Genomic DNA, 23,918 nt, shown 5'->3' with positions numbered 1-23,918 from the left:
ATATTATACTCTTTGATTATGTATTATTCAGTAACGATTGATAGCAATACTAGTTAGCACTACCCTGCTTCGTTTTTTCTAACTTATTACCTAAGATTTAACCTATATCATTTTTATTTATATGATCTTTAAAAAAAGTTCATTCCTTCTTTAATAAAGTTTTTAAAGCGAATATAGCTTTGTATACTTAATTGTTTTTTATCTAATACAAATTTTGCTGCATTTTATGAGCTAAAAAAAACAGTAGAATTAACTACTGTTATCAACTTTATTCTTAATATATTTCATAATAAAAGCCACTATCAAATGCTAGTTTTAATGGTGTCCATTGTCTTATTCTTTTTTAAGTGCCTTTTCATTACGTAACGCTTCGGCTTCTTTATATTCTTTATCATGTGTCTCCTGTATTGCTTTTTTTAGTGCCTGATTTTTCTCAAATTTTTCATCTTTGGCCATTTTCTCCAATGCTTCCGGTGAAAGCTCGTTTTTGTCATTACTCATACTTAACTATTCTCCTCTATTGTTTTAAGACATTTTACTCCACTTTAGTTTGCTAACTTTCTTAATCTTCATCACGATCTAATTGTCCTCTTAATTTATCAAAATAACATTTTTTTCGTGAATAGTCAAGTTTTTAAAGCTTTATTACTACTTTTTATAAATTGTAAGTAAATAAAGTAATATATCAAAAGTATTTACAATATAAATTAAACTGTATTTATATTGTATTCAGCATATTATATAGTTTACCCATTTTATATATAATATAGTTGAAAATTTAGTAGTGTTATTTTTTCATAAACTATATAATGTACTAATTAAGTAAAATGAATATATTTTATTAATATTACCAATAAACTCAGCAATAAGCTTATTATCAAAGTATTACGCCTATGCTCTTTATATCATACTACTTATACAACTTAAATGTAAGACATCTTTTATCACTACATAGATATTTCCATTACCAATCTTCAAATAAGCTTAAAATTATTTTATAAAAATCATAAATGAATATTTATTAAATTTTCCATTTATTCTCTTTGGTTATGTTAACATTGGGAACAATTTTTTAAATAAATATAGGTATAAAAAATATGCCTTATTATGCTCTACATTTACTGGATTGATCCCCAAAAACTGTTACAAATTTAATAGAGTATATGTCACACATCACTAGGTCATTTGTGCCACTTTCTTTAATTATGATGTAACTAATCCCAACTTCTTGTAAAATGCCTTGGCGATCAATGTACATGCTACCCAATAAAAAATCTATACTTATATATTTACCTATTTGCGTCGTTAACCAGCCTTGATTATATAACTTATTGTCTACTATAGGTGAACCAGCTGCCATTTCAGGATTCTGATTGTTTTTAATGGTTGTATCTAGTGGCTTAACAGTAGATTTTAATGGTTTAGTAGAATCACTAGTTTTGTCCATGGGCTTTTGTTTTGGAACCTCGTCCATTTCAAGACTTGGCATAATAGGCATAATTGGATAATTAGAATACTTTGGAACAGCATTACGTATTAAATTTTGATTGAAATTACCTGGATGAGCTATAAACATAAGATATCCTCCTTAAAATTATATAAGTTATCATATAAAAATATCTATAGTGATGGTTTTAATTAAATTCTGTCATGTAACATTATAAACTAATAAATGATTATCTACATAAACCTTAAAAAATTCATGTTCATCTATAGTCATTTCTTAAAACCGCTCTACATTACTATTATATTGAAAATATTAATAATGGTTCTCAAAACCATACAAATATAAAAACTTCTCCAGCAACACCTATTTATAGCATCTAAAATTTAAATTTGTTAAATGTAATACCAAAACTTTCTTATAATGTTTGATTTTAAAATTCTACAGACACTACTATTGGATTATCTTGTAATATGCAAAGTAATTTAGTAGTACTAAATGATTCAGATACTCTTATTGAAATTTTCATATCAATTACTGGTACTAGCTCTTTACTACTTTCTGTCTTAAAATTAAGAATATTAATATCTCTCTCTTCAAATATTTTTTCTATAGTATGTATTGCCCCTGGTTCATCCAAAATTTTTAGAGTTAGAATTTCCGTTTTGGGTGAAGCTAACACTTTTATTTTACTATGTAATATGATTTGGCCAAGTATAATGGTAATTGTAGCTGCAAACCCAACAAGATAAAGACCCGCTCCTATAGCTAGTCCTATCCCTGCCGTAGCCCAAATTCCTGCGGCTGTTGTAAGCCCTATTATAGATTTTCTCTGTGTGAAAATTATACCAGCTCCAAGAAACCCAACACCTGTTACAACCTGTGCTGCTATACGTGATGGATCAAGACTCATATTAGCCCATCCAATTTGATCTTGAAAACCATATTTTGAAACAATCATCATAAGTGATGCACCAGTAGCCACAATAAAATGTGTACGAATACCGGCTTCTTTCATCCTATTTTCTCTCTCATAACCAATAGCTATTCCCAATATTGCAGCAATCAAAAGACGCAATAAAAGCTCTGATTGTTGCATACCATAATTGCTAAACATAACTCCATCTCCTTAGTTCGTTATTAATATTTTAGAATAATTATTACAATATGGCAACACATAATTTTAATTAATAATAATTGCTTTTTAAAATTATTAAACAGAAAAACCTACCTAAACCATTTAGTTAAGGTAAGTTTTTTAAATACAATTACGGAGCTCTGTTAAATGTCACAGTTACAAGGCACCCCTCGTTGTCTTTACTTTCTACTTTTATATCCGCCTTATGTATGGTTAATATATTTCGTACAATAGTTAGGCCTATTCCTGAGCCCTCTATTTCATGCCTGCTTTTATCTCCTCTATAAAGTCTTTCAAAAATATAAGGTAAATCTTCTTCCTTAATTCCAATTCCCGTATCTTGCACTGTTAATATTACTTTATCCGCAGATTCTTTCAGATTAATATTGATTTTTCCTCCAGCAGGTGTAAATTTGACTGCATTTGAAAGCAAATTAATGATTACCTGTTTTATTTTGTCTTTGTCTCCTAAAATATTATAGTTCTTAGAACTAGTACACTCTAATGTCATATTAATGCTCTTATTTTTAGAGATTAATTCAAACTCCTTTGCAACTAAGCGAACATTATTCTTTAAAGAAATTTCTTCAATATTTAATACTATTTTTTCACCTTCAATCTCTTTTAAAGCATTCAAATTATCTATAAGCTTTCCAAATCTAATAACTTCTTCATTAAGAAACGTCAACCTTTCATTATCTACCGGGAAAATACCATCAATCATGGCTTCAAAATTATTTTGAAGAATATTTAATGGTGTTCTAACTTCATGTGATATATCTGATATCAACCTTTTTCTAAGTTCCTCTTGATGCTGAAGTTTTTCTCCAAGTGTATTTATACTAACCCTTAAATTTTCAAGTTCTATAATACTACTCTTATCCTTAGACCTTTCATGATAATTACCATTGGAAAGATGGACTGAAATCTTTGATACTTTTGTAAGAGGATTAGAAAATTGCTTTGAAATAAATAAACTAACCAATATTGTTATTAAAATTGATAATACTATACTCAAAATAATGCTTTCATTTATTGATGTTTTGAAATTTATATCTTCATTAGTTAATAATACTGGACCATATTGACCTATATCTATATACCCTACAATTTTATTTTTAGATTTTATTACAAGCGTGGTTGTAGTATATACCCCTTTATTACTCCCCTGCATATGAATATTAGTATTGTTAACTATATCCTTTGAATTCATTCCCCAAACAACCTTTTTATTTTTATCCTTAAGAGTAAGACAATAATTACTCATATATGCTTCATGCATAATTTCAATTCCTGATGTCTTTGACCACTTGCCATTTTTCTCATATACATTTTCTAAATAACTTACTATTTTAGTGTCTCTTTTATTTTGTATTTCAACTAGATATTTGTCAAATGTTCTTGATACCGCTATGTTCACAAAAAGTGTAGACAAGAAAAGAGCCAATATAGATGTACATATTAAAATAATGCTTAATCTTTTTCTTATGCTTTGCATCTTTTACTCACCACCAAATTTATAACCCATTCTAGTTACGGTTACTATATATTTAGGATTTCTGCTATCTTCTTCTATCTTTTTACGTATGTTTTTAATATGCACATCTATTGTTCTATCAAACCCCTCAAAATCAATTCCCATAATTCTTTCAATGAGTTGCTCCCTTGTAAATACCTTCCCTGAATTGGATGAGAGTACATGCAATATGTCAAATTCATTTGGCGTAAGATATATTTCTAAACCTTTTACCTTAACTATCCTTTTGTCATAATTAATTTCCAAGTCTCCGTTATTGTAAACTTTTGTTTCAGACTTATTTACATTGATTCTTCTAAATAATGCATTTACTCTTGCAGTCAGTTCCCGTGGACTAAATGGTTTCACCAAGTATTCATCTGCACCAAGATTTAATCCTTCTATCCTATCTTCTAAACTACTTTTTGCTGTAAGCATGAATATATGCACCTCTGAAATTTTTCTTAACACACTGCAAACCTCTTCACCAGATATATCAGGCAACATTAGATCTAATATCACTAGGCTAAAATTAATTTTCTCAAACAATCTTATCCCATCCAATCCTTTTGTAGTGCAATTAACACTATAACCTGCCTTTTGAAGATATGCTTTTTGAATCTCCGAGACTTTTTCTTCATCCTCAATAATTAATATATTATCCACGTTTAAACCTCCTCATTTTTAATCTCAATAGTTCTTAACCGTCCCCCGCTTATTGTGCATAAGCTTAAAAGTTCTTAACCGTCCCCACCTTATTTTGATTTTTTTCTATTTAAACACTGCTCCATGTTATATTCTATAATTATTGAGTATAATATACAGATATATAAAGGAGCTGATAATATGAAAGTTAAATTGTGCAAAAAAAATAAATGGACAGAAGTCGTCAGTACTATGATAACCGAAACTCACCCAGATATAAATATATCAATAAAAAAGTGTATTGGCAAATGCCATAAATGTAAAGATCAGCCTATAGCAAAGATCGATAAAGAAATATTAGTTGGCAATAATGAAAAAGATTTATATAATATAATAATTAATAAATTATAATAAAATATATCAAAAACTTATGTAGTTCTTGTGAAGATTTTTCATTTAAAAATAGCACACCAATTAATGAATACAACTGAGACTAGTTGATAAATCCATTATATGGTGTGCTTTTTTTATTAAATCATCTCCTGGGTAACTGTAACAACTCTGAAAGAGATGCATAATGACTTTCTAATTATATGACTCGATCCAATTAGTTTTTAAGAACTTTTCTTCAATTTCGTTTGCTGGAAGGGGTTTGCTAAAATAATAACCTTGTATTTGATTACATCCCATTTGATGCAGCAACCTTATTTGCTCTTTGCTTTCTGCACCTTCTGCAATTACCTCTAAATCAATTTTTTGTGCAAGTTGTATTATCCCATCGACAATTGCTTTCTCTCTATCATTTGTAACAATGTTGTCAATAAACGACTTGTCTATTTTTAATGTATTTATAGGCAACTGTTTTAAATAACTAAGAGAAGAATATCCTGTTCCAAAATCATCTAACGCAATGTTTACTCCTAAATCTCTAATATCTGTAAGCAATTTAATATTATTATCAAAATCCTTCATCAAAATGCTTTCTGTAATTTCAAGTTCCACGTATTTAGGATTAATCTTTGTCTCCACTATAAGTTTTTTTAATGTTTTTTCAAATTTATGATTTTCTAATTGAATTGAAGATAAGTTTATTGCAATAGTATCATATAGATATCCTTTGTTTTTCCAAATATTATTTTGAATGCACACTGTTTCTATAATCCAATCACCCATAGGAATTAATAATCCACTTTGCTCGGCAACCGGTATGAATTCATCTGGACCTATTCTTCCAAGCTCTGCACTATTCCATCTTAATAGTGCTTCGAACCCCTTTATTTTATTATTTATTATATCAATTTGAGGCTGATAATATATTTCAAGTTCATTGTTTTTTATAGCATTTCTTAACCCTTTTTCTATCTCAACATGTCTTACTACTACATCACTCATCGTCCTATTAAAAAATGAATATTTACACTTGCCATTATATTTTGCACTATACATTGCAGTATCTGCATTTTTTAGTAGTATATTTGTTTTATCCCCGTCATCAGGAAATACAGTGATTCCAATACTTGCTGAAGTATATACATGTGTATCATCCATATTTATTTCACAGTTTAATAAACTTTGTAACCTATCACAAAGAATACTTATCTGTTCATAATCCTCAATATTACTCATTAGAACAAAAAATTCATCTCCACCTACTCTTGATACAAAATTACCCTCTTTAATAAATTTATTAAATAACGTTGCTACTTTCTTTAACAATTTATCCCCATAATCATGCCCTGAAGTATCATTAATCTCTTTAAAATTATCTATATCTATAAATAATACTGCAAGTTTAAATTTATTATCCATTGCCTTATTAATTTCATTCTCTAATGTGTTCATAAATAGCTTTCTATTAGGTAAATCTGTTAACATATCATAGTATTGTAATTTGTTTATTGTTTCTTCAGAATTTTTTTGATTGGATACATCTGTCATAGATCCTGAAATTTTAGTTGCAATACCCTTACTATCTCTTAAACATTTTCCTCTAATTAAAATCCATTTGTCCGCTATCCCATTGTACTTAAGCTTAACTGTACTTCGGTAATACAAACTTTTGCCCATAATATGGTTCATAAACTCATCTTCTGCAACCTCTCTATCCTCAGGCGCAATATACTTAATTAAATCAGCAAGTGTTTTTATAATGTTTTTATCATAACCCGTGATATCGTTAAATTTGTCTGTAGAAAAAAACTCATTTGTTCCAAGATCTATTTCCCATATAGTATCATTTGTACATTCTATCGCTAGCTTATATCTTTCCTCACTCGTTTGAGTTGTTAATTGCTTTTTAGTTAATTCTTCATATTGCATCCTTAACTCATCTTTAGCATCTAATAGTTTATCAAAATCTACTTGAATTTTTTCATAATCATTTTTAAATTTATTAAAAGAATTCTTGCTTTTCTTGGTAAACTTACTTATTAAAAAATATATTGCTATGGATGTTATAATAATATAACTCAATTCTTCAATAGATTGTATATAATTCATTAAAAAATTACTTTCTATAAAGTTATCTAAAATCTTATTAAAAAACAAAGTCAAAATTCCACCAATTAAGAAGTATGCAATTGTTATTTTTATTGGCATTGTTTTAATCCTCTCATAATAAGATAAAAATTCAATATTAGAACCATCATTTTTATTTTTTACTTTATTAAGCGAAATCTTTCTTATACCATCTACATTCATTTAGTTATGTCCTCCTATTACTCCCACAAAGTAATCCAATCCAATCCAATCCAATCCAATCCAATAATATTTTCTTGCATTTAATCCTTTATTTCAAGGAATAATTTTTAGTAACTTATCTTATGTTTTATAATCGCAATATTTTTTATAATCGAGCCATTATATATTATCGGTTAATTTTATTAATTATTAATACTTTATTATAATAAAATGCAGATTTTTATAATTAATTTTTAATATTCATAAAAACTGCATAAAAGATGCATAGAAATAAGAAAAAGTCCTACTAAAATACAATGTTATTTACAATATATTATCGCCACTTTTACTGATTAAATAACATTATAATTATAATATTTTATAATTATATTATTTATTTGTTATTATATTCCACATATTTTAATTTGTTCTTTATTGCAAGATTATTCAGTTTACTCTCTTGACATTTCTATTCCAAATGGTATAATTAATATAAATACATAATACAATACTACGAAGAGAAAAGTAAGCCACGACACATTTACAGAGAATGGATACATTAGCTGGAAGTATTCTTAAATGATCGTCTCTGAAGACTACCTCTGAGTGACTTCAATCGAGTCCGGTAATTCCGTTATCATTATTAAGTGGTTTATTTATTAAACAATTTGGGTGGAACCGCGGGAAATTATAATCCCGTCCCAATTCTATAGTTAGAATTGGGACGGGGTTTTTTTGTTTCTAAAAATATAAGGTAACTATAAATTAAATTTTTATGGTTACCTTATACACCCAAGCTATAAGAAAGGGGTAATATACATGATAAGTATTAAACTAAAAGATGGTTCTATTAAATCATATGAACCTGGAATAACTGTAATTGAAATTGCAAAAGATATCAGCGAGGGCCTTGCAAGAGTTGCTTGTGCAGGAACAGTAAATGGTGAAACTGTAGATTTACGTTTTGTTGTAAATGAAGACTGTGAAGTTAGTATATTAACTTTTAATGATGATGAAGGTAAAAAAGCCTTTAGACATACAGCTACTCATATATTGGCACAAGCAGTGAAAAGATTATTTCCAAGCACAAAACTTGCTATTGGACCTGCTATAGATGGTGGATTCTACTATGATTTTGATAAACAAAATTCTTTTTCTGCAGAGGAAATTAATTTAATTGAAGATGAAATGAAAAAAATTGTTAAAGAAAATTTACCAATTGAACGATTCGAACTTCCAAGAGCTGAAGCTATAGCTTTTATGGGAGGAAAAGATGAAAATTTTAAAGTTCAATTAATAGAAGATCTACCAATTGATGAAAAATTGTCATTCTACAAACATGGTGAATTTACAGATCTTTGTGCTGGCCCACACTTAATGTCTACAAAGTATATAAAAGCTTTTAAACTTACACAAGTTGCTGGAGCTTATTGGAGAGGTAATGAAAAGAATAAAATGCTTAGCCGTATATATGGTACTGCCTTTACAAAAAAATCTGATTTAGATGAACATCTAGAAAAGATGGCAGATGCTAAAAAAAGAGATCACAACAAACTTGGACGTGAGCTCAAATTCTTTACTACATCAGATATGATCGGACAGGGTTTACCTCTACTTATGCCTAATGGTGCAAGAGTAATCCAATTACTACAACGTTTTGTTGAAGATGAAGAAGAACAAAGAGGTTATGTTATAACTAAAACTCCTTTAATGGCTAAAAGCGAATTATATAAGGTATCTGGTCATTGGGATCATTATAAAGATGGAATGTTTGTTCTTGGTGATGAAACTAAAGGTGAAGATGTTATGGCACTTCGTCCTATGACATGCCCATTCCAATTTACAATTTACAATGCAGATCAGAAAAGTTATCGTGATCTTCCAATTAGATATGCAGAAACTTCAACATTATTTAGAAATGAATCTTCCGGTGAAATGCATGGACTTACTAGAGTTCGTCAATTTACAATATCTGAGGGTCATTTAGTTGTTAGACCAGATCAATTAGAAGATGAATTTAAAGGTGTTGTAGATTTAATTAATTATATGATGAAAACACTTGGAATTGAAAATGATGTTACTTATAGATTCTCAAAGTGGGATCCAAACAATAAAGAAAAATATATTGATAACCCTGAAGCTTGGGCATTAACTGAATCTAAGATGAAAGTTATACTAGATGATCTTAAAATAGACTATAAAGAAGTTATCGGTGAAGCCGCTTTCTACGGCCCTAAACTTGATTTACAATTTAAAAATGTTTATGGAAAAGAAGATACTATAATTACAGTGCAAATTGATTTCCAACTACCAGATAGATTTGACATGAGTTATATTGATAAAGATGGTGTTAAGAAACGTCCATATGTTATCCATAGAACATCTATCGGTTGTTACGAGAGAACACTTGCACTACTTATTGAAAAATATGCTGGTGCTTTCCCAACTTGGCTTGCACCAATACAAGTTAAAGTGTTACCTATTTCTGAGAAGTATCATGATTATGCAGAAAAAGTAGTAGCAAAACTTAAGAAATTAAGAATTAGAACTTCTGCGGACTTTAGAGCTGAAAAAATTGGATATAAAATCCGTGAAGGTCGTAACGAAAGAGTTCCTTTCCTACTAATAGTTGGTGAGAAAGAGGCAGATTTAAATGAAGTTTCTGTCAGAAGCCGTAAAAATGGAGATGAAGGTGCTACTTCACTAGACTCCTTTATTTCAAGAATTAAAGAAGAAGTCGAAACTAGAATATTATAATAATAAAAATCCAGTACAAGATAAAACCTTGTACTGGATTTTTATTATTGTGTTATTTTTTCTGTATTTTAAAAGAACTTTTTAAAGATACTATTCTATTAAACACCATTTTGTCATCAGTTGTGTATTTAGAATCTACATTAAAATACCCATGTCTAAAGAATTGAAATCTATCACCAGGTTTTGAACCTTTCATGTTTGGTTCTACAAACCCTTGTAGTATTTCCATTGAATCTGGATTTATCTGATCTAAGAATGTTTTTCCATCCTCCGATTTCTCGTCGAGTATTAAAGGTTCATATAATCTAAATTCCGCAGGCAGAGCATTTACTGCATCTACAAAATGAATTGTCCCTTTAACTTTTCTTCCTGTAAATCCACTACCGCTCTTAGTCTCTGGATCATAAGTACAATGCAATTCACATACATTTCCATCTGAACCTTTAACTATATCATTACATTTTATGAAGTATGCACCCTTAAGTCTTACTTCGTTACCTACAAACAATCTAAAGTACTTTCTCACTGGATTTTCCATAAAATCTTCTTGCTCTATATATATTTCTCTTGAGAAGGACACTTGACGAGTTCCCATTTCTGGAACATCTTGATTGTTCTCAATTGTAAGCATTTCAACTTGAGATTCTGGATAATTTGTAATAACTACTTTTAATGGTTTTAAAATTGCCATAGTTCTAGGTGTTTTAAGACTTAAATCTTCTCTTATAAAGTGTTCGAGTAACCTGCCATCTACGGTACTGCTCACCTTTGCAACTCCGATTTCTCTACAAAAATTACGTATAGACTCTGCTGTATAACCACGACGTCTAAGTCCTGCTATAGTTGGAATTCTTGGATCATCCCAACCGTCTACTATCTTCTCATCCACTAATTGCTTAAGATTTCTTTTGCTCATTACTGTGTTTGTAATGTTAAGTCTTGCAAATTCAATCTGTTGTGGTTTGTTTTCCATTTCACAATTGTCTATAACCCAATTATATAGTGGACGATGATCTTCAAATTCTAATGTGCAAATTGAATGTGTTATTCCCTCAATTGCATCTTCTATAGGATGAGCAAAATCATACATAGGATATATGCACCATTTATCTCCAGTATTATGATGAATTGCATGAGATATACGGTAAATTATTGGATCTCTCATATTAATATTGGGAGAACTCATATCTATTCTTGCCCTTGCAACCTTTGATCCATCTTTAAATTCACCTTTTCTCATACGATCAAATAAATCTAAGTTTTCTTCCACAGTTCTGTTTATGTATGGACTATCTTTACCTGGCTCTCTTAAAGTACCTCTGTATTCCTTCATCTCTTCAGCTGTTAAATCACAAATATAAGCTTTGCCTTTTTTTATTAATAATACAGCACGCTTATACATCTCATCAAAGTAATTTGAAGCAAAGAATAGATTATCCCATTTATATCCAAGCCATTCTACATCTTCTTTTATAGAATTAACATATTCTGCATCTTCTTTTGCTGGATTAGTATCATCAAAACGTAAGTTTGTCTTACCATTAAATTGATCTGCTAATTCAAAATTTAGAACAATTGATTTTGCATGACCAATATGTAAATATCCATTTGGTTCTGGTGGGAACCGAGTGATTATTGTTTTGTGTTTTCCGCTCTCTATATCCTCTAAAACAATGTTTCTTATGAAATTTGATGAAGTGGTTTTATTTTCCATTATTGTAACCTTCCTTTTAATCTTCTTATTTGTAATTTTAACCTATATTCTAATAAATATATCACAAAAACACATTTTTTCCTAGAGTTTTCAACGTATCGTGCTATTAAACTATAATTGTACATAATATCTTATTATATTTCATAAATTCTATAGATAGTTTTACCATAAATACTTATTTCACATACACCTTTTCTATTATTTTCTGGCATTTTAATGCTTCATCAAAATTAGCATCTATACCACAAAAATCATTATTATAAATCTTATTAGCAAAATTTATAAAGGATGCTGTGTGACAATTTTGGAAATAACCTAATGAGTTTCTTTTATCAGCGTAATATTTTAACAAATCGTCTCCTGATGCTACATTTTTAATTTCTGTTGAATTGCTTTCATATTTATATATCTCAATCTCATAAGGATTATTAAAGTCTATTTTTATACTACCATGACTTCCATAAACTACATAATCATCTGTTTGATTTCTTTCAGTAAATATTCTTGAAACCTCAAGGCTTCCAAGAGTTCCATCCTTTAATGTAAAATCACAGTTTGCTATTTCATCAACTTTTGCTCTTTCCTTAAAGAAGATCCTAGTTTTCGACTCTACTTTTTCTATTTCACCCATAGTGAATTGTATCATGTCAATCAAATGAACACCTAAATCAAGTAGTGCCCCGCCACCAGAATTTTTTCCTGTTCTCCAGGTATCTTTTTTATTTTCATTTAAATAACTGTCGTGATATGTTCTCACTTTAAAATCTATAATTTCTCCTATGGTCCCCTTTTCAAGTTCTCTTTTTAATAGCGTAAGTGATGGCATAAATCTATAAACTAAAGCTACAGAATTAACTACATTATTATCCTTAACAAGCCTTGCCATTTCTACTGCATCTTGCAAACTTGATGATAATGGTTTTTCACAATAAATTGCTTTTCCATATTTAACTGCTTTTTTTACTATATCAAAATGCGCATCGTTTGGAGTGCATATATCTACAAAATCAATATCTTTATCATTAAGAACTTCTTCAATGTCAGTAACATTTATAGCCCCATTTATAGGAATGTTTATGGGTTTTCTAGTTACAATATATTTTAAATTTAACTCATATGGAAGTGAAAACCTAATACTTGCATCATAAACTGCTAGTGCATGAGTTTTCGCTATTGCACCATATCCTATCATTGCAAAATTTATCTTTTTCATAATTTAATACCTCACTTTTCATATTGAATATTATACCCTACCTGTAAAGTTAAATGTAATTATTTTAAATAATTTCTATATCCGCTTTTTCTAATTCCCCACATATTTTCTCATCTGGTTTTTTATCTACAATAATTGCATCTATATCATAAATATCTGCAAACTTATATGTTGCATCATAATAAAATTTCTTATTTTCTATAACTAGATAGACTTTTTTTCCTGAACTAATAATAGCTTTTTTCGTATTTCCATCTTCCACATTATAAGTTGTAAGACTTTTATCAAACATATTAACTCCACAGCTACCTACAAAGGCTCTATTTACTTTGTGCTTCAATATACTCTCTATTGCAGTAGAACCTACGAACCCATTTACATCTTTATTAAACGCTCCACCAGTCCCTATCACATCTACATTGTCACATTTAGAAAAAGTTCTAATAATATCAATCATATTAGTTATAACTGTGAGCTTTTTATTGCCCTTTGCAATCTTCTCTGCAATCAATATATTTATGGATGAAATATCTAAAAAAATTGTTTCGCTTTCTTTTATGAGTTTATAAGCCTTCTCGGCAATTATGATTTTATCTTCTACATCAATTTTTTTTCTATATAAAATATCATTTTGTGGGGCGAACTGTCTACTTAATACTCCGCCTCCATAAGTTCTTTTGATAATTCCTTGCCTTTCTAAATTTTTCAAATCTTTTCTTATACAATCTTCCGTCACATCAAACCTTTTGCTTAATTCCTTTACAACTACCTTTTGATTTTCATTTAGCAGCTGAATTATTTTTTCTATTCTTTCCTCTACAAACAATGTATCTCCACCTTACCGTGCATTATATTTTTTTCATAAAGCCACTTATTTGTTTAAAAATTGTTTTAAAACCTCAACAATTAAATTATGTTCTGTTATTTGTTTTAATCCGGAAGAAGAAATAGTGCCTACCACACCAACATTTTTAATGATTATTGGGAATGCACCTCCATAGGGACTATACTCCTGGGATGAAATATGATACTTTTCTTCAATTGTATTTTTTGAAAGTTTTAATTTTGTACCTATGTACAAAGAACTGGTATGGAATCTATTAACCACTCTGTTTTTTCTTATAATCCATTGATCATTATCTGGTGATGTTCCAGCAAATGCATAATGAAATAATTGATGACCACTTCTTGTAATATCAATAGTCATTGATAATTTTTCTTTTTTTGCTTTTTCAATTAGTAGCATTCCTATTTGCAGTGCTGTTTCATTTGTAAATTCAGTGAATTGTATCATTTCCTCCTGTTTTTTTATATCTTCAAGCATTTTTTCGTAATCTTCCATAATATCTCTCCTTTCACAATTATTTTAAGTTTCTTTTTTCTATAATATATTTACCCTACATCCATAGAGGTTATAAACCTTACCCTCAAAAATTTTATTACTAATAATATTCTAAATATTTTCTATAATTAGTATTGAATTTTTCTTAATTTAATTATACAATAAGGACAAACAATAAACAATAATAATAAACAATAAATTTCAAACACAAACTATAAATAGTTTACGCCGTTTTATAAAATATATAATTCATTATTTTTACGAGGGGGTATTAAATTTGATTATCGATAGAATTCAAACACTTAAAGATGAGCTTTTTGAAAACAAAAGAGAAATATCTCTTGAACGTGCCCTATTATACACAGAAAGCTATAAAGAAACTGAAGGTACTTCCACAATTATTAGGCGGGCAAAGGCAACATCGCACATACTTAATAATGTTCAAATATCTATAAGAGATGAAGAACTTATAATCGGAAATAGAACAATAAAACCTAGAAGTGGAATTATTTCTCCTGAAATGGATCCCTACTGGATTAATGATGAACTTGATACAATCGCTAGCAGGCCACAAGACCAGTTTTTTATATCTAACGAAGATAAAAAAATCTATAAAGATGTTCTTTATCCTTATTGGGCAGGTAAATCTTTAAAAGATTTCATAAATAAAAGGCTTACCCCTGAGGTTCATGCTCCAATAGATTTAGATATTTTTAAAATTAATCAAACTGATAAAGGTCAAGGACATATAATCCCAAATTTTGAGAAACTATTAAATGTCGGTCTTGATAAGATAATTCGCGATACATTAAAATTATCAGAAAAATCTCCTAATAATGATTTCTATAAAGCTTCCTCCATTGTTCTTAAAGCTTCTAGGTTACATATTTTAAGATATGCCTCTCTGGCAAAGCTAAATGCAGAAAAAGAGCAAAACAAAAAACGTAGGGCTGAGCTTTTAGAAATTTCTAAAATATCTACAAAAATCTCTAGTGAAAAACCAAAAACATTCTACGAAGCATGCCAGTTATTGTGGTTTTTATGTGTTATATTGCAGTATGAATCAAATGCTAGTTCCTTGTCTTTAGGTGGTTTTGATAAATATATGTATCCATTTTATCAAAATGACTTAACCTTAGGGGTAACAAGTGATCATCTAAAAGAAATTCTAACTTGTTTATGGATTAAAACCAATGATGTGGTTTTAGTTAGAAGTAGTGATAGTGCTAAATACTTTGCCGGATTTCCAACTGGTTATACTATAACCCTTGGAGGGCTCACTGGCAATGGTAGATCTGCAGTTAATCCTTTATCTTATGTTGCACTAGATGCCTATCAAGACATACGTCTTCCCCAACCAAACTTGGGTGTACGTGTAAATGAGCTTATACAGCCAGATTTTTTAAAGAAAACTGTTGAAACAATTAGGATTGGTACAGGTATCCCTCAGATATTTAATGATGAAGTAATAGTTCCAGGATTTTTAAACAGAGGTGTTAGTTTAGAAGATGCAAGAAACTATTCTGTAGTTGGTTGCGTTGAACTTTCACTACCTGGAAAAACTTATGGTTTACATGATATAGCACTTTTTAATTTGTTGAAAATAATGGAGCTCACACTTATAGAAAATCAATATAAAGAAAATATTACCTTTATTGAAATAATCAATGCTATAAAAAATAAAATTGATAAATATGTGAATCTAATGGTAAAAGGCTGCAATATTGTTGATATAGGTCATAAAAAATTTGCGCCTGTTCCACTACTTTCATGTTTTATTGATAATTGCATGCAAAATGGAAAAGATATAACCTATGGTGGTGCAAAGTATAATTTTTCAGGTGTACAAGGTATTGGTATAGCAAATCTAAGCGATTCCCTATATGCTCTAAAAAAGATTGTATTTGAAGAAAAAAGGATTTCTTTTAATGAGCTAATAAAAGCTTTGAAATGTAACTTTGAAGGTATTGAAAATGAAAAACTTAGACTTCGCTTAATTAATAAATATGATAAATACGGAAATGATAATGATGAGGTAGATAGCCTTAGTTCAGATATTCTTAGATATTACGCGAAATCCGTTGAAAAGCATGTAACTCCTAGAGGTAGAACCTTTGTCCCTGGGTCTTATACAGTATCAGCTCATATTCCCCTTGGCAAATCAGTCGGTGCTACTCCTGACGGGAGAAAATCTGGCCAGCAGCTTGCAGACGGGGGATTGTCTCCTATGGTTGGCCGTGATATGCTTGGTCCTACAGCGGTGCTTAAAAGCGTAAGTAAGTTAGATAACTACTTAACAACAAATGGAAGTCTATTAAATGTTAAATTTAGTCCTAAAACTCTAGAGGGTGAGGGTGGAATTCATAAACTATGTGATTTTCTATTTGCTTTTATGAAGTTAAAAATACAACATATACAATTCAACGTGGTTTCCGCAGCTACTCTAAAAAGTGCTCAAGCTAGACCTAATGATTATAAGGGACTAGTTATAAGAGTAGTAGGTTATAGTGCCTTTTTTATAGAACTAAGCCGCGAAATCCAAGATGATATCATAAGACGAACTGAACATAATTTATAGGAAGTGATTATGTGTTAGCATTAATACTAAATATCCAAAGATATTCTTTGCATGATGGATCAGGTATTCGAACGATTGTGTTTTTTAAGGGTTGCCCACTGAAATGCCCATGGTGCTGCAACCCTGAAGCTATAAGCTTTGATCCTCAAAAGGTGAAAATTGCTAGTAAATGTATCCATTGTGATCACTGCGCCTTTGACGTAGATGAATGTCCAACTGGTGCAATTACTGAATTCGGTAAATACATGAGTGTAGAAGAAGTTGTACGCGTTGTTCAAAAGGACATGGTTTTCTACCGTACATCAAGTGGCGGAGTAACATTGTCTGGTGGAGAGGTATTATCTCAAAGCCTTTTTGCAAAAGAACTACTTATGAAATTAAAAAGCTTAGGTATAAATACAGCAATCGAAACTAGCGGCCAAGGAGATACACAAAACCTTGTTGAAATGTCAGATTACTTAGATTTAATCTTATTTGATCTTAAAATAATGGATAAAACGAAGTCTAAATTAATACTTGGAGCAGATATTGATCTAATAAAAAATAATATTAAAACCTTGGTAAGTTTGCATAAAAGAGTTATACCTAGAGTGCCTTTAATACCAGGTTATACTATGGACGCTAGTAATATAAAAGATATAATTATCTTTGTTAAAAGTTTAAACCTTACAGAAATTCACCTGCTACCTTTTCATCAATATGGAAGCAATAAATATAAAGTATTAAACAAGGATTATAAACTTATAGATATTGAAATTTCGACTCCAGAAGTTATAGAAAAGATAGCGAGTGAAATGAAAAAAAATGGTTTAAAAGTAATCCTTAACGGATAATTCATCTTCATAGAAGCTGTTCTTCTGGGTCGCCGTTGCTCTTCTTCGAAGCTGTTCATCTTCTTGGTCGCTGTTGCTGTTCTTCAAAGCTGTCGCATTTTCTATGAAGATGTTGCATCGACCCAGGAGATAATTTAATATTTATAACTTGCAATAAACTTGTAATAACTTGAAATTACTAATATAGTGTTATTAAGCTAATTTTCATAATTAGAGTCTTATAAAATTTAAGGTGGGGTGTTAAAATGGAAAAAATATTATTAACAGGTGGAAATGGCTTCTTTTGTACAAGATTTGCTCAAAGATATCAAAATACTTATGAAATTCTCTCGGCTAATACTTCCATGCTTGACGTTACTAATGAAACGCAAGTAAATGAAACTATCAAAAATTTTAATCCAGACTACGTTATCCATGCTGCGGCTAAAGCAAGTACTGATTTTTGCAATGAGAATCCAGAAATTGCATATAAGATTAATGTTACAGGAGCCGTAAACGTTGCTAAAGCTTGCAAAAAAATGCATTCTAAAATGATATTTATTAGTTCTGAACAAGTATTTAATGGTAATACTAACGGTGGCCCATATACAGAAGATATTACTCCTTGTCCAGATACAGTGTATGGTAAAAACAAACTTGAAGCTGAAGGATTACTAAAAGAAATATTAGATGAACTTTGGATTGTAAGATTCACTTGGCTCTTTGGTATGCCTGAGCGCAATTGCGGTATGTCACCTAATATACTTTGGGGTACATTAACCGATATTTTAAAAGGCAAAAAGATAAAGGCTACTCCTAATGAATATAGAGGTCTAACTTATGTACATGAGGTTATAGACCAGTTCCCAATGATATTCGAAATTCCTTATGGCACATATCATATTGGAAGTCATAACAGCTTAAACCGCTATAATATATGCTCTTTAATTATCAAAGAGATTGGCCTTGAAGATAAAACAGAGGAATTATTAGAAAAAGATTTAGAAAAATATAAAATTCATACTAGAGATATAAGGTTATGTACTGATAAAATTAGAAATTATGGTTTGAATTTTTCAGAATCATCAGATGGAATCAAAAAATGTATTAAAGAATTCAACTTAAAATTACAATAAAAAAAGAATATATATGTTATAATAGTATTGCACTGTAAATTTACGATTTTTAGAAAACATTTACAAATTTATCAATCAATTCTGACGAAAGCAGAAATTTTCTAGATATTTTAAAACTATCAGAAAATTATAAGTAATAAGTGAACAGCTAAATTTTAGGAGGTTACATTAATGGAAAAGACAGTTACAATATTAAATGAACAGGGATTACACGCAAGACCAGCTTCTATTTTCGTAAAAACTGCAAGCAAATTTAAATCTAATGTTAGCATTGTACATGGTAGTGCCGTTGCAAATGCAAAATCTATAATTAACATAATGAGTTTAGGTTTAAAAAAAGGCGAAGAAATTAAAATTGTTACAGAAGGAACTGACGAAAGTGAAGCTATGGATGCTTTAACAGTCCTTGTAGAAAACAAATTCGGTGAAAAATAAGAATAATTTAAAAGCATAAAAATAAAGCAGTATATGATTTATTCGTAAATCATATACTGCTTTATTTTTATGTTTTATTAATTAACTAGTCTATTGGTTTAAACTACTATAAATATTTGAAAGATTTTCTTTCATACTCTCTAAATATGTCTTGTTTCCCTCGCTACTTTCTATTGTATATATCTTTTGAACCTTAGCTCCTACGGATTGCGCAAGAGTTTCAGATACTCTTGGACTAGCAAGTTGTTCCATAAATATAACCTTTATTTTATCTTTTTTACATAAATCTACTAATTGTTTTAGTGTTTGAGGGGTAGGCTCTCCTCCTCCAAATACACTTTCTACACTATTTTGTTTTAATCCAAAATCTCTGCACATATATCCGAATGCAGCATGCCCGGTAACAAAGTTCTTGTTTTGTACTCCCTTAAATTTCGTCTTATATTCGTTATAAAGATTATCAAGTTGAGTAGAAAAATCCAAATAATTTTTCTCATAAAATTTTTCATTTTTCTTGTCTGCTTTAACCAATGCATCTTTTATGTTTTTAGTTTGTATCTTTGCATCTTTCAAACTAAGCCATATATGTGGATCATATTGCCCTTCCTGCTGAACTTCTCCTGCTGAGTTTTTTAATGGAGTTATTCCCTTTGATGAATTGACTACCATTAAGTCTTTATTATCTATAGACGTTAAAGTCTTATCTACCCAAGGTTCCATTCCAAATCCAGAATAGACAAATAAATCTGCACTACCTATGTTTTTCATATCCTTTATTGTTAAATCGAAATCATGCGGTTCAACACCTTCTGGAACAACCGTTGTTACTTGTATTTTGTCTTTCCCGATTGCCTCGGCAAATTCTTTTAATGGATTAAAAGACACTACAACTTTTAGTTTCGACTGATCATTTTGAGTTTTGCTATTAACTCCTTGCTCTTTTGCACCACTCGTAGATTGTGAACATCCAACTAGTGTAGCTATAATGCATGTTGAAATCATGATAATAATAATTTTTTTCAATATTTTTTCACTCCTCAATAATTGTTGCAAACCATTTGCATTTACTATTATAATATACTCATATATCATTAACTTGTCAATACTCTATTTATTATTATCTTCGCTACTATAATTAAATCCTTTAGCCTCATATGTAATCCAAAAATAAGGAGCTACCTCAAAATGATTAACAAATCATCTAAAGAGGCAACCCCTTAACATTCTTAGTATAAAATCTATATTAAAGTATCTTTTACTAAATTTCCATTATTATTGGTATAATTATAGGTCTTCTTTTAGTTTTTATATATAAGAATTGACCTAAAGCATTTCTAATGCTTGACTTTATTACAGCCCATTCTTTAATTTTATTATCTAAACATTTTTCTAACTCTTTTCTAACAATGTCCCTAGCTTCATTAATAAGTTCATTAGATTCCTTCATATATACAAAACCTCTAGTTATTATGTCTGGTCCTGCAGCTATGCTAAAAGTTTCTCTTTCTATAGTAACTACAACCGTAAGAATGCCTTCTTCAGCTAGATGCTTTCTATCACGAAGTACAATGTTTCCAACATCTCCTACACCAAGACCATCTACCATTATAGCTCCTGTTTGAACTCTTCCTGCTATTCTACATTCACTTGGTGATACTTCTAATATCTGTCCAGTTTCTGCTATAAAAATATTATCAGGACTCATTCCTAATTTTTCTGCAAGTAACGCATGTTGTTTAAGATGTCTAAATTCACCATGCACTGGCATGAAATATTTAGGACGAACTAGTGTATGCATTAATTTTAATTCCTCTTGACATGCATGACCAGAAACATGAATTTCATCTGTAGTATTATATATTACATTAGCTCCCTTTTTGAAAAGTTCATTAATAACATTGTATATTGCCTTTTCATTTCCTGGGATTGGTGATGCAGATAAAATAATCAAATCACCTTTTTCTATTTGAATGCTTCTATGAGTACCTGATGCCATTCTTGTTAATGCAGCAAGTGGCTCTCCTTGACTCCCTGTAGTTACTATTGTCACCTTATCATCAGGATAATTATGAAGATCAGCAACAGTAATTATATCTTCTTCTGGTATATGCAAATATCCTAGTTTAATTGCTATTTCAGATATTTTTTCCATACTTCTTCCACTGAAGGCTACTTTTCTTCCATTTAAAATTGCTGCATTGGCAATTTGTTGTAATCTATGGATATTCGATGCAAAAGAAGCCACTATAATTCTACCTGGAACTTGGAAAAATAGTTTATTTAAGGTTTGTCCAACCCTCTTCTCAGATATATTAAACCCAGGTCGCTCTACGTTAGTACTATCACACATTAGTAGTAATACTCCTTGACCACCTAATTTTGCAAATCTTTCTACATCAATAACTTCTCCATCAATTGGAGTATAATCTATTTTAAAATCTCCTGTGTGTATAATTCTACCAATAGGAGTATGAATACAAAGTGCACAAGAATCCGCTATACTATGACTAACTCTTATAAACTCTACACTGATTTTGTCTAACTTTACAATGTCTCCAGCTTTTACTACATTTAGAGTACAATCTGCTAATATTCCATGTTCTTGCAATTTATTCTCTACTAGTCCAAGTGTCAACATTGTTCCATAAACTGGTATATTGATTTGTTTCAAAACATATGGCAATGCCCCTATATGATCTTCATGACCATGAGTTAAGAAAATTCCTTTTACCTTATCTTTATTCTCTATAAGATAAGTTACATCGGGAATAACTAAATCTACACCATACATATCTTCATCTGGAAAACTAATTCCACAATCTATAACTATTATTTCATCCTTGTATTCTATTGCAGTAATATTTTTTCCGATTTCTCCAAGTCCACCTAGTGGAATAACTCTAATTTTATTTTTACCTTTACTCTTGTAATTATTCAATATCTCCCTGATTCCTAAATATTTGACATTTTATCTATCCAATATTTTCGTTCTGTCGACTAAACATAATGGTTGTATTACAAGGTCCAACTGCTTAGATCAGTTTTGTTCTGTTATACTCGCAGTTTTATAATACTAACATTCTGTTATATTATAATAGTACTGCTTCATTAACAGTTCGTTTATATTAAAAATAAAGCTTTACTAACTTTAATATAAACTTACTATTCCAAGTGTTTTCTCCTATTAACTAACCATAAATCAGGATTTTCACCTACCTTTTTTTTATATTTTTGTTTCTATATTTTTTTACTTCTATATTTTTTTATTTTAGATTAATAACATTTTTGTTTTATTTCATTTAATTCTTTAGAGAGAGTCGTTCGTCTTAATAATTTCATTATATCTTTTGAATTTTATTCATTAATAGTTTTTTACCCATGTTTAGTTATTTATATAAATTTAATGATTTTAAAAATTCGTTAAGATAATTATATTGAAACTCAGCTAACCTACCTCTTTTATACTCGTTTTCCTTGCCTCAATGATTCGATAAAATCACCTATGTCCCTCTTCTTAACTCTATAATGCCCACCGATTTTAAAGGAAGCTATCTCTCCATTTTTTACTAAATTAATAATAATTTGCTCACTTATTTTGAGATATGCCGCAATTTCACCTATAGTCATTATTTCATCATCATTAATATTTTCAATTTTTTCAACATTTTCTATCTTGCCGTTTTCCTTATTGTCCTCAATCATGACTTCTCCTTTCTTTTAATATTTTTGATAACTTATATTTCAAAGTGCTGTCTTTAAAATAAACATCACTTTCTTTTTTATTATATATTTTATTATATATTTTCTTATTAAATTAGTGCCTAATGAACTTATAATTTTGAAGTTTACTATATGTACAGTGCCTTATTCTTATTTATAATATTGTTTATAGTTCAAGTTTTATATAATTTCCTAATAAATACAATATGGAAGATTTGTTTTATACTAATCAAATATAATTATACCATATTATATTTGATTATATTCATTTATACTATAAAAAAGGTTGAGAAATAATTTCTCACCTCAATTGCAAAAGTAAATTCCACCCCAATACATAAAACAGTGGAAGTTAGTCTTACAAATTAAAAGGTAGATTTTACCTTTACAAATTATTATAATAATATTAGATATACCAGGACAACAATCCTTGCCTAATCATAGGGAGGGTTCATTATGCCAAAATCCAAACATTTTAATCTTAGTGAAAGATTTGTAATTGAACACATGATCAGGGATTCTTTTTCATTTAAAGCAATTGCTAAAGAACTTTGTCATGACTGTACTTCTATTTCTAAAGAAATTAGACATCATATTGCTTTAAAAAAGACAGGCGCCTATGGCAAAACATTTAACAACTGTATTCATCGTTTTGATTGTAAATACTCCTATATTTGTGATAGTCCAAGCTGTCGAAACCGTTATTGTCGCTTTTGCTCAAGATGCACTGATATTTGTTCTAATTACAAAAAATATATATGCCCATTAACATCAAAACCACCTTATGTT

General features: G+C 29.6%; 20 protein-coding genes and 1 other annotated feature. Of the genes, 7 read left to right on the top strand and 13 right to left on the bottom strand.

Annotation, left to right across the window (positions count from 1 at the left end; all coding sequences use genetic code 11):
• Positions 1 to 333: 333 nt before the first annotated feature.
• The 5 genes from KPL38_RS01045 to KPL38_RS01025 form a co-directional block, all read right to left on the bottom strand.
• Positions 334 to 501: a hypothetical protein gene (locus KPL38_RS01045; protein ID WP_216285712.1), complete on the bottom strand. Its 168-nt coding sequence runs from the start codon at positions 499 to 501 to the stop codon at positions 334 to 336.
• Positions 502 to 1,105: 604 nt separating this feature from the next.
• Positions 1,106 to 1,576, bottom strand: coding sequence for a hypothetical protein (locus KPL38_RS01040; RefSeq protein ID WP_216285709.1), 471 nt, complete (start codon positions 1,574 to 1,576; stop codon positions 1,106 to 1,108).
• 301 nt (positions 1,577 to 1,877) lie between these two features.
• Positions 1,878 to 2,561 (bottom strand): MgtC/SapB family protein, encoded by a 684-nt coding sequence (locus KPL38_RS01035; RefSeq protein ID WP_216285707.1) that lies wholly within the window; start codon positions 2,559 to 2,561, stop codon positions 1,878 to 1,880.
• 151 nt (positions 2,562 to 2,712) lie between these two features.
• A complete protein-coding gene (locus KPL38_RS01030; protein ID WP_216285706.1) occupies positions 2,713 to 4,080 on the bottom strand; it encodes a sensor histidine kinase in 1,368 nt (455 codons plus the stop codon).
• A 3-nt stretch (positions 4,081 to 4,083) separates the two neighbouring features.
• Positions 4,084 to 4,764 (bottom strand): response regulator transcription factor, encoded by a 681-nt coding sequence (locus KPL38_RS01025; RefSeq protein ID WP_216285704.1) that lies wholly within the window; start codon positions 4,762 to 4,764, stop codon positions 4,084 to 4,086.
• Positions 4,765 to 4,944: 180 nt separating this feature from the next.
• On the opposite strand from KPL38_RS01025, the gene KPL38_RS01020 reads away from it, so the two are divergent.
• Positions 4,945 to 5,154 (top strand): DUF1450 domain-containing protein, encoded by a 210-nt coding sequence (locus tag KPL38_RS01020; protein ID WP_216285702.1) that lies wholly within the window; start codon positions 4,945 to 4,947, stop codon positions 5,152 to 5,154.
• 174 nt (positions 5,155 to 5,328) lie between these two features.
• On the opposite strand, the gene KPL38_RS01015 is transcribed toward KPL38_RS01020, so the two are convergent.
• Complete coding sequence (locus KPL38_RS01015) at positions 5,329 to 7,443, bottom strand: sensor domain-containing protein (RefSeq protein WP_216285699.1); 2,115 nt, start codon at positions 7,441 to 7,443, stop codon at positions 5,329 to 5,331.
• A 483-nt stretch (positions 7,444 to 7,926) separates the two neighbouring features.
• Positions 7,927 to 8,129 (top strand) — a binding site (T-box leader).
• 112 nt (positions 8,130 to 8,241) lie between these two features.
• On the opposite strand from KPL38_RS01015, the gene thrS reads away from it, so the two are divergent.
• Positions 8,242 to 10,179, top strand: a complete 1,938-nt coding sequence (gene thrS, locus KPL38_RS01010; protein ID WP_216285697.1) for a threonine--tRNA ligase — start codon at positions 8,242 to 8,244, stop codon at positions 10,177 to 10,179.
• Between the two features lie 52 nt (positions 10,180 to 10,231).
• Here the strand turns inward: thrS and KPL38_RS01005 are convergent, their stop codons facing one another.
• The 4 genes from KPL38_RS01005 to KPL38_RS00990 all read right to left on the bottom strand — a co-directional run bounded on the left by KPL38_RS01005 (position 10,232) and on the right by KPL38_RS00990 (position 14,448).
• A complete protein-coding gene (locus KPL38_RS01005) occupies positions 10,232 to 11,893 on the bottom strand; it encodes a glutamine--tRNA ligase/YqeY domain fusion protein (protein ID WP_216285695.1) in 1,662 nt (553 codons plus the stop codon).
• A gap of 175 nt (positions 11,894 to 12,068) precedes the next feature.
• Positions 12,069 to 13,106 (bottom strand): Gfo/Idh/MocA family protein, encoded by a 1,038-nt coding sequence (locus KPL38_RS01000; RefSeq protein WP_216285693.1) that lies wholly within the window; start codon positions 13,104 to 13,106, stop codon positions 12,069 to 12,071.
• A gap of 64 nt (positions 13,107 to 13,170) precedes the next feature.
• Positions 13,171 to 13,932, bottom strand: a complete 762-nt coding sequence (locus KPL38_RS00995; protein WP_216285691.1) for a DeoR/GlpR family DNA-binding transcription regulator — start codon at positions 13,930 to 13,932, stop codon at positions 13,171 to 13,173.
• A gap of 45 nt (positions 13,933 to 13,977) precedes the next feature.
• A complete protein-coding gene (locus KPL38_RS00990) occupies positions 13,978 to 14,448 on the bottom strand; it encodes a heme-degrading domain-containing protein (protein WP_216285689.1) in 471 nt (156 codons plus the stop codon).
• Positions 14,449 to 14,725: 277 nt separating this feature from the next.
• Here KPL38_RS00990 and KPL38_RS00985 point away from each other — a divergent pair, with 277 nt between their 5' ends.
• The 4 genes from KPL38_RS00985 to KPL38_RS00970 all read left to right on the top strand — a co-directional run bounded on the left by KPL38_RS00985 (position 14,726) and on the right by KPL38_RS00970 (position 19,409).
• Positions 14,726 to 17,026 (top strand): formate C-acetyltransferase, encoded by a 2,301-nt coding sequence (locus tag KPL38_RS00985; RefSeq protein WP_246577753.1) that lies wholly within the window; start codon positions 14,726 to 14,728, stop codon positions 17,024 to 17,026.
• Between the two features lie 11 nt (positions 17,027 to 17,037).
• Positions 17,038 to 17,859, top strand: a complete 822-nt coding sequence (locus tag KPL38_RS00980) for a [formate-C-acetyltransferase]-activating enzyme (protein WP_216285687.1) — start codon at positions 17,038 to 17,040, stop codon at positions 17,857 to 17,859.
• 245 nt (positions 17,860 to 18,104) lie between these two features.
• The gene (locus KPL38_RS00975; protein ID WP_216285685.1) at positions 18,105 to 18,974 is read left to right on the top strand and encodes an SDR family oxidoreductase; all 870 of its coding nucleotides are present in this window, start codon (positions 18,105 to 18,107) and stop codon (positions 18,972 to 18,974) included.
• 171 nt (positions 18,975 to 19,145) lie between these two features.
• On the top strand, positions 19,146 to 19,409 hold the full coding sequence (locus KPL38_RS00970; protein WP_216285683.1) for an HPr family phosphocarrier protein: 264 nt from the start codon (positions 19,146 to 19,148) through the stop codon (positions 19,407 to 19,409).
• 90 nt (positions 19,410 to 19,499) lie between these two features.
• Here KPL38_RS00970 and KPL38_RS00965 read toward each other — a convergent pair whose 3' ends face one another.
• From KPL38_RS00965 to KPL38_RS00955, 3 genes are all read right to left on the bottom strand, one after another.
• Positions 19,500 to 20,435 carry a metal ABC transporter substrate-binding protein gene (locus tag KPL38_RS00965; RefSeq protein ID WP_312884130.1) on the bottom strand — a complete coding sequence of 312 codons (936 nt, stop codon included), beginning with the start codon at positions 20,433 to 20,435 and terminating at the stop codon, positions 19,500 to 19,502.
• 232 nt (positions 20,436 to 20,667) lie between these two features.
• The gene (locus KPL38_RS00960; protein WP_246577751.1) at positions 20,668 to 22,347 is read right to left on the bottom strand and encodes a ribonuclease J; all 1,680 of its coding nucleotides are present in this window, start codon (positions 22,345 to 22,347) and stop codon (positions 20,668 to 20,670) included.
• Between the two features lie 521 nt (positions 22,348 to 22,868).
• The gene (locus KPL38_RS00955) at positions 22,869 to 23,111 is read right to left on the bottom strand and encodes a helix-turn-helix domain-containing protein (RefSeq protein ID WP_216285681.1); all 243 of its coding nucleotides are present in this window, start codon (positions 23,109 to 23,111) and stop codon (positions 22,869 to 22,871) included.
• A 474-nt stretch (positions 23,112 to 23,585) separates the two neighbouring features.
• On the opposite strand from KPL38_RS00955, the gene KPL38_RS00950 reads away from it, so the two are divergent.
• On the top strand, positions 23,586 to 23,918 hold a 333-nt coding region (locus tag KPL38_RS00950; protein WP_216285679.1), incomplete at its 3' end, for a helix-turn-helix domain-containing protein.

Origin of the sequence: Clostridium psychrophilum (assembly GCF_018861705.1) — a bacterium.
GTDB classification, from domain to species: domain Bacteria; phylum Bacillota; class Clostridia; order Clostridiales; family Clostridiaceae; genus Clostridium_AD; species Clostridium_AD psychrophilum.
The sequence above is the reverse complement of the archived record's forward strand: the minus strand, read 5'-3'. Positions and strand labels throughout refer to the sequence as shown.

Bases quoted from the DNA above. Each gene is read 5' to 3' on its own strand.
- KPL38_RS01035 (WP_216285707.1), bottom strand. From the start codon at position 2,561: ATGTTTAGCAATTATGGTATGCAACAATCAGAGCTTTTATTGCGTCTT.
- KPL38_RS01000 (WP_216285693.1), bottom strand. From the start codon at position 13,106: ATGAAAAAGATAAATTTTGCAATGATAGGATATGGTGCAATAGCGAAA.
- thrS (WP_216285697.1), top strand. From the start codon at position 8,242: ATGATAAGTATTAAACTAAAAGATGGTTCTATTAAATCATATGAACCT.
- KPL38_RS01045 (WP_216285712.1), bottom strand. From the start codon at position 501: ATGAGTAATGACAAAAACGAGCTTTCACCGGAAGCATTGGAGAAAATG.
- KPL38_RS01020 (WP_216285702.1), top strand. From the start codon at position 4,945: ATGAAAGTTAAATTGTGCAAAAAAAATAAATGGACAGAAGTCGTCAGT.
- KPL38_RS01030 (WP_216285706.1), bottom strand. From the start codon at position 4,080: ATGCAAAGCATAAGAAAAAGATTAAGCATTATTTTAATATGTACATCT.
- KPL38_RS00990 (WP_216285689.1), bottom strand. From the start codon at position 14,448: ATGGAAGATTACGAAAAAATGCTTGAAGATATAAAAAAACAGGAGGAA.
- KPL38_RS00970 (WP_216285683.1), top strand. From the start codon at position 19,146: ATGGAAAAGACAGTTACAATATTAAATGAACAGGGATTACACGCAAGA.
- KPL38_RS00955 (WP_216285681.1), bottom strand. From the start codon at position 23,111: ATGATTGAGGACAATAAGGAAAACGGCAAGATAGAAAATGTTGAAAAA.
- KPL38_RS00975 (WP_216285685.1), top strand. From the start codon at position 18,105: ATGGAAAAAATATTATTAACAGGTGGAAATGGCTTCTTTTGTACAAGA.
- KPL38_RS01040 (WP_216285709.1), bottom strand. From the start codon at position 1,576: ATGTTTATAGCTCATCCAGGTAATTTCAATCAAAATTTAATACGTAAT.
- KPL38_RS01005 (WP_216285695.1), bottom strand. From the start codon at position 11,893: ATGGAAAATAAAACCACTTCATCAAATTTCATAAGAAACATTGTTTTA.
- KPL38_RS01015 (WP_216285699.1), bottom strand. From the start codon at position 7,443: ATGAATGTAGATGGTATAAGAAAGATTTCGCTTAATAAAGTAAAAAAT.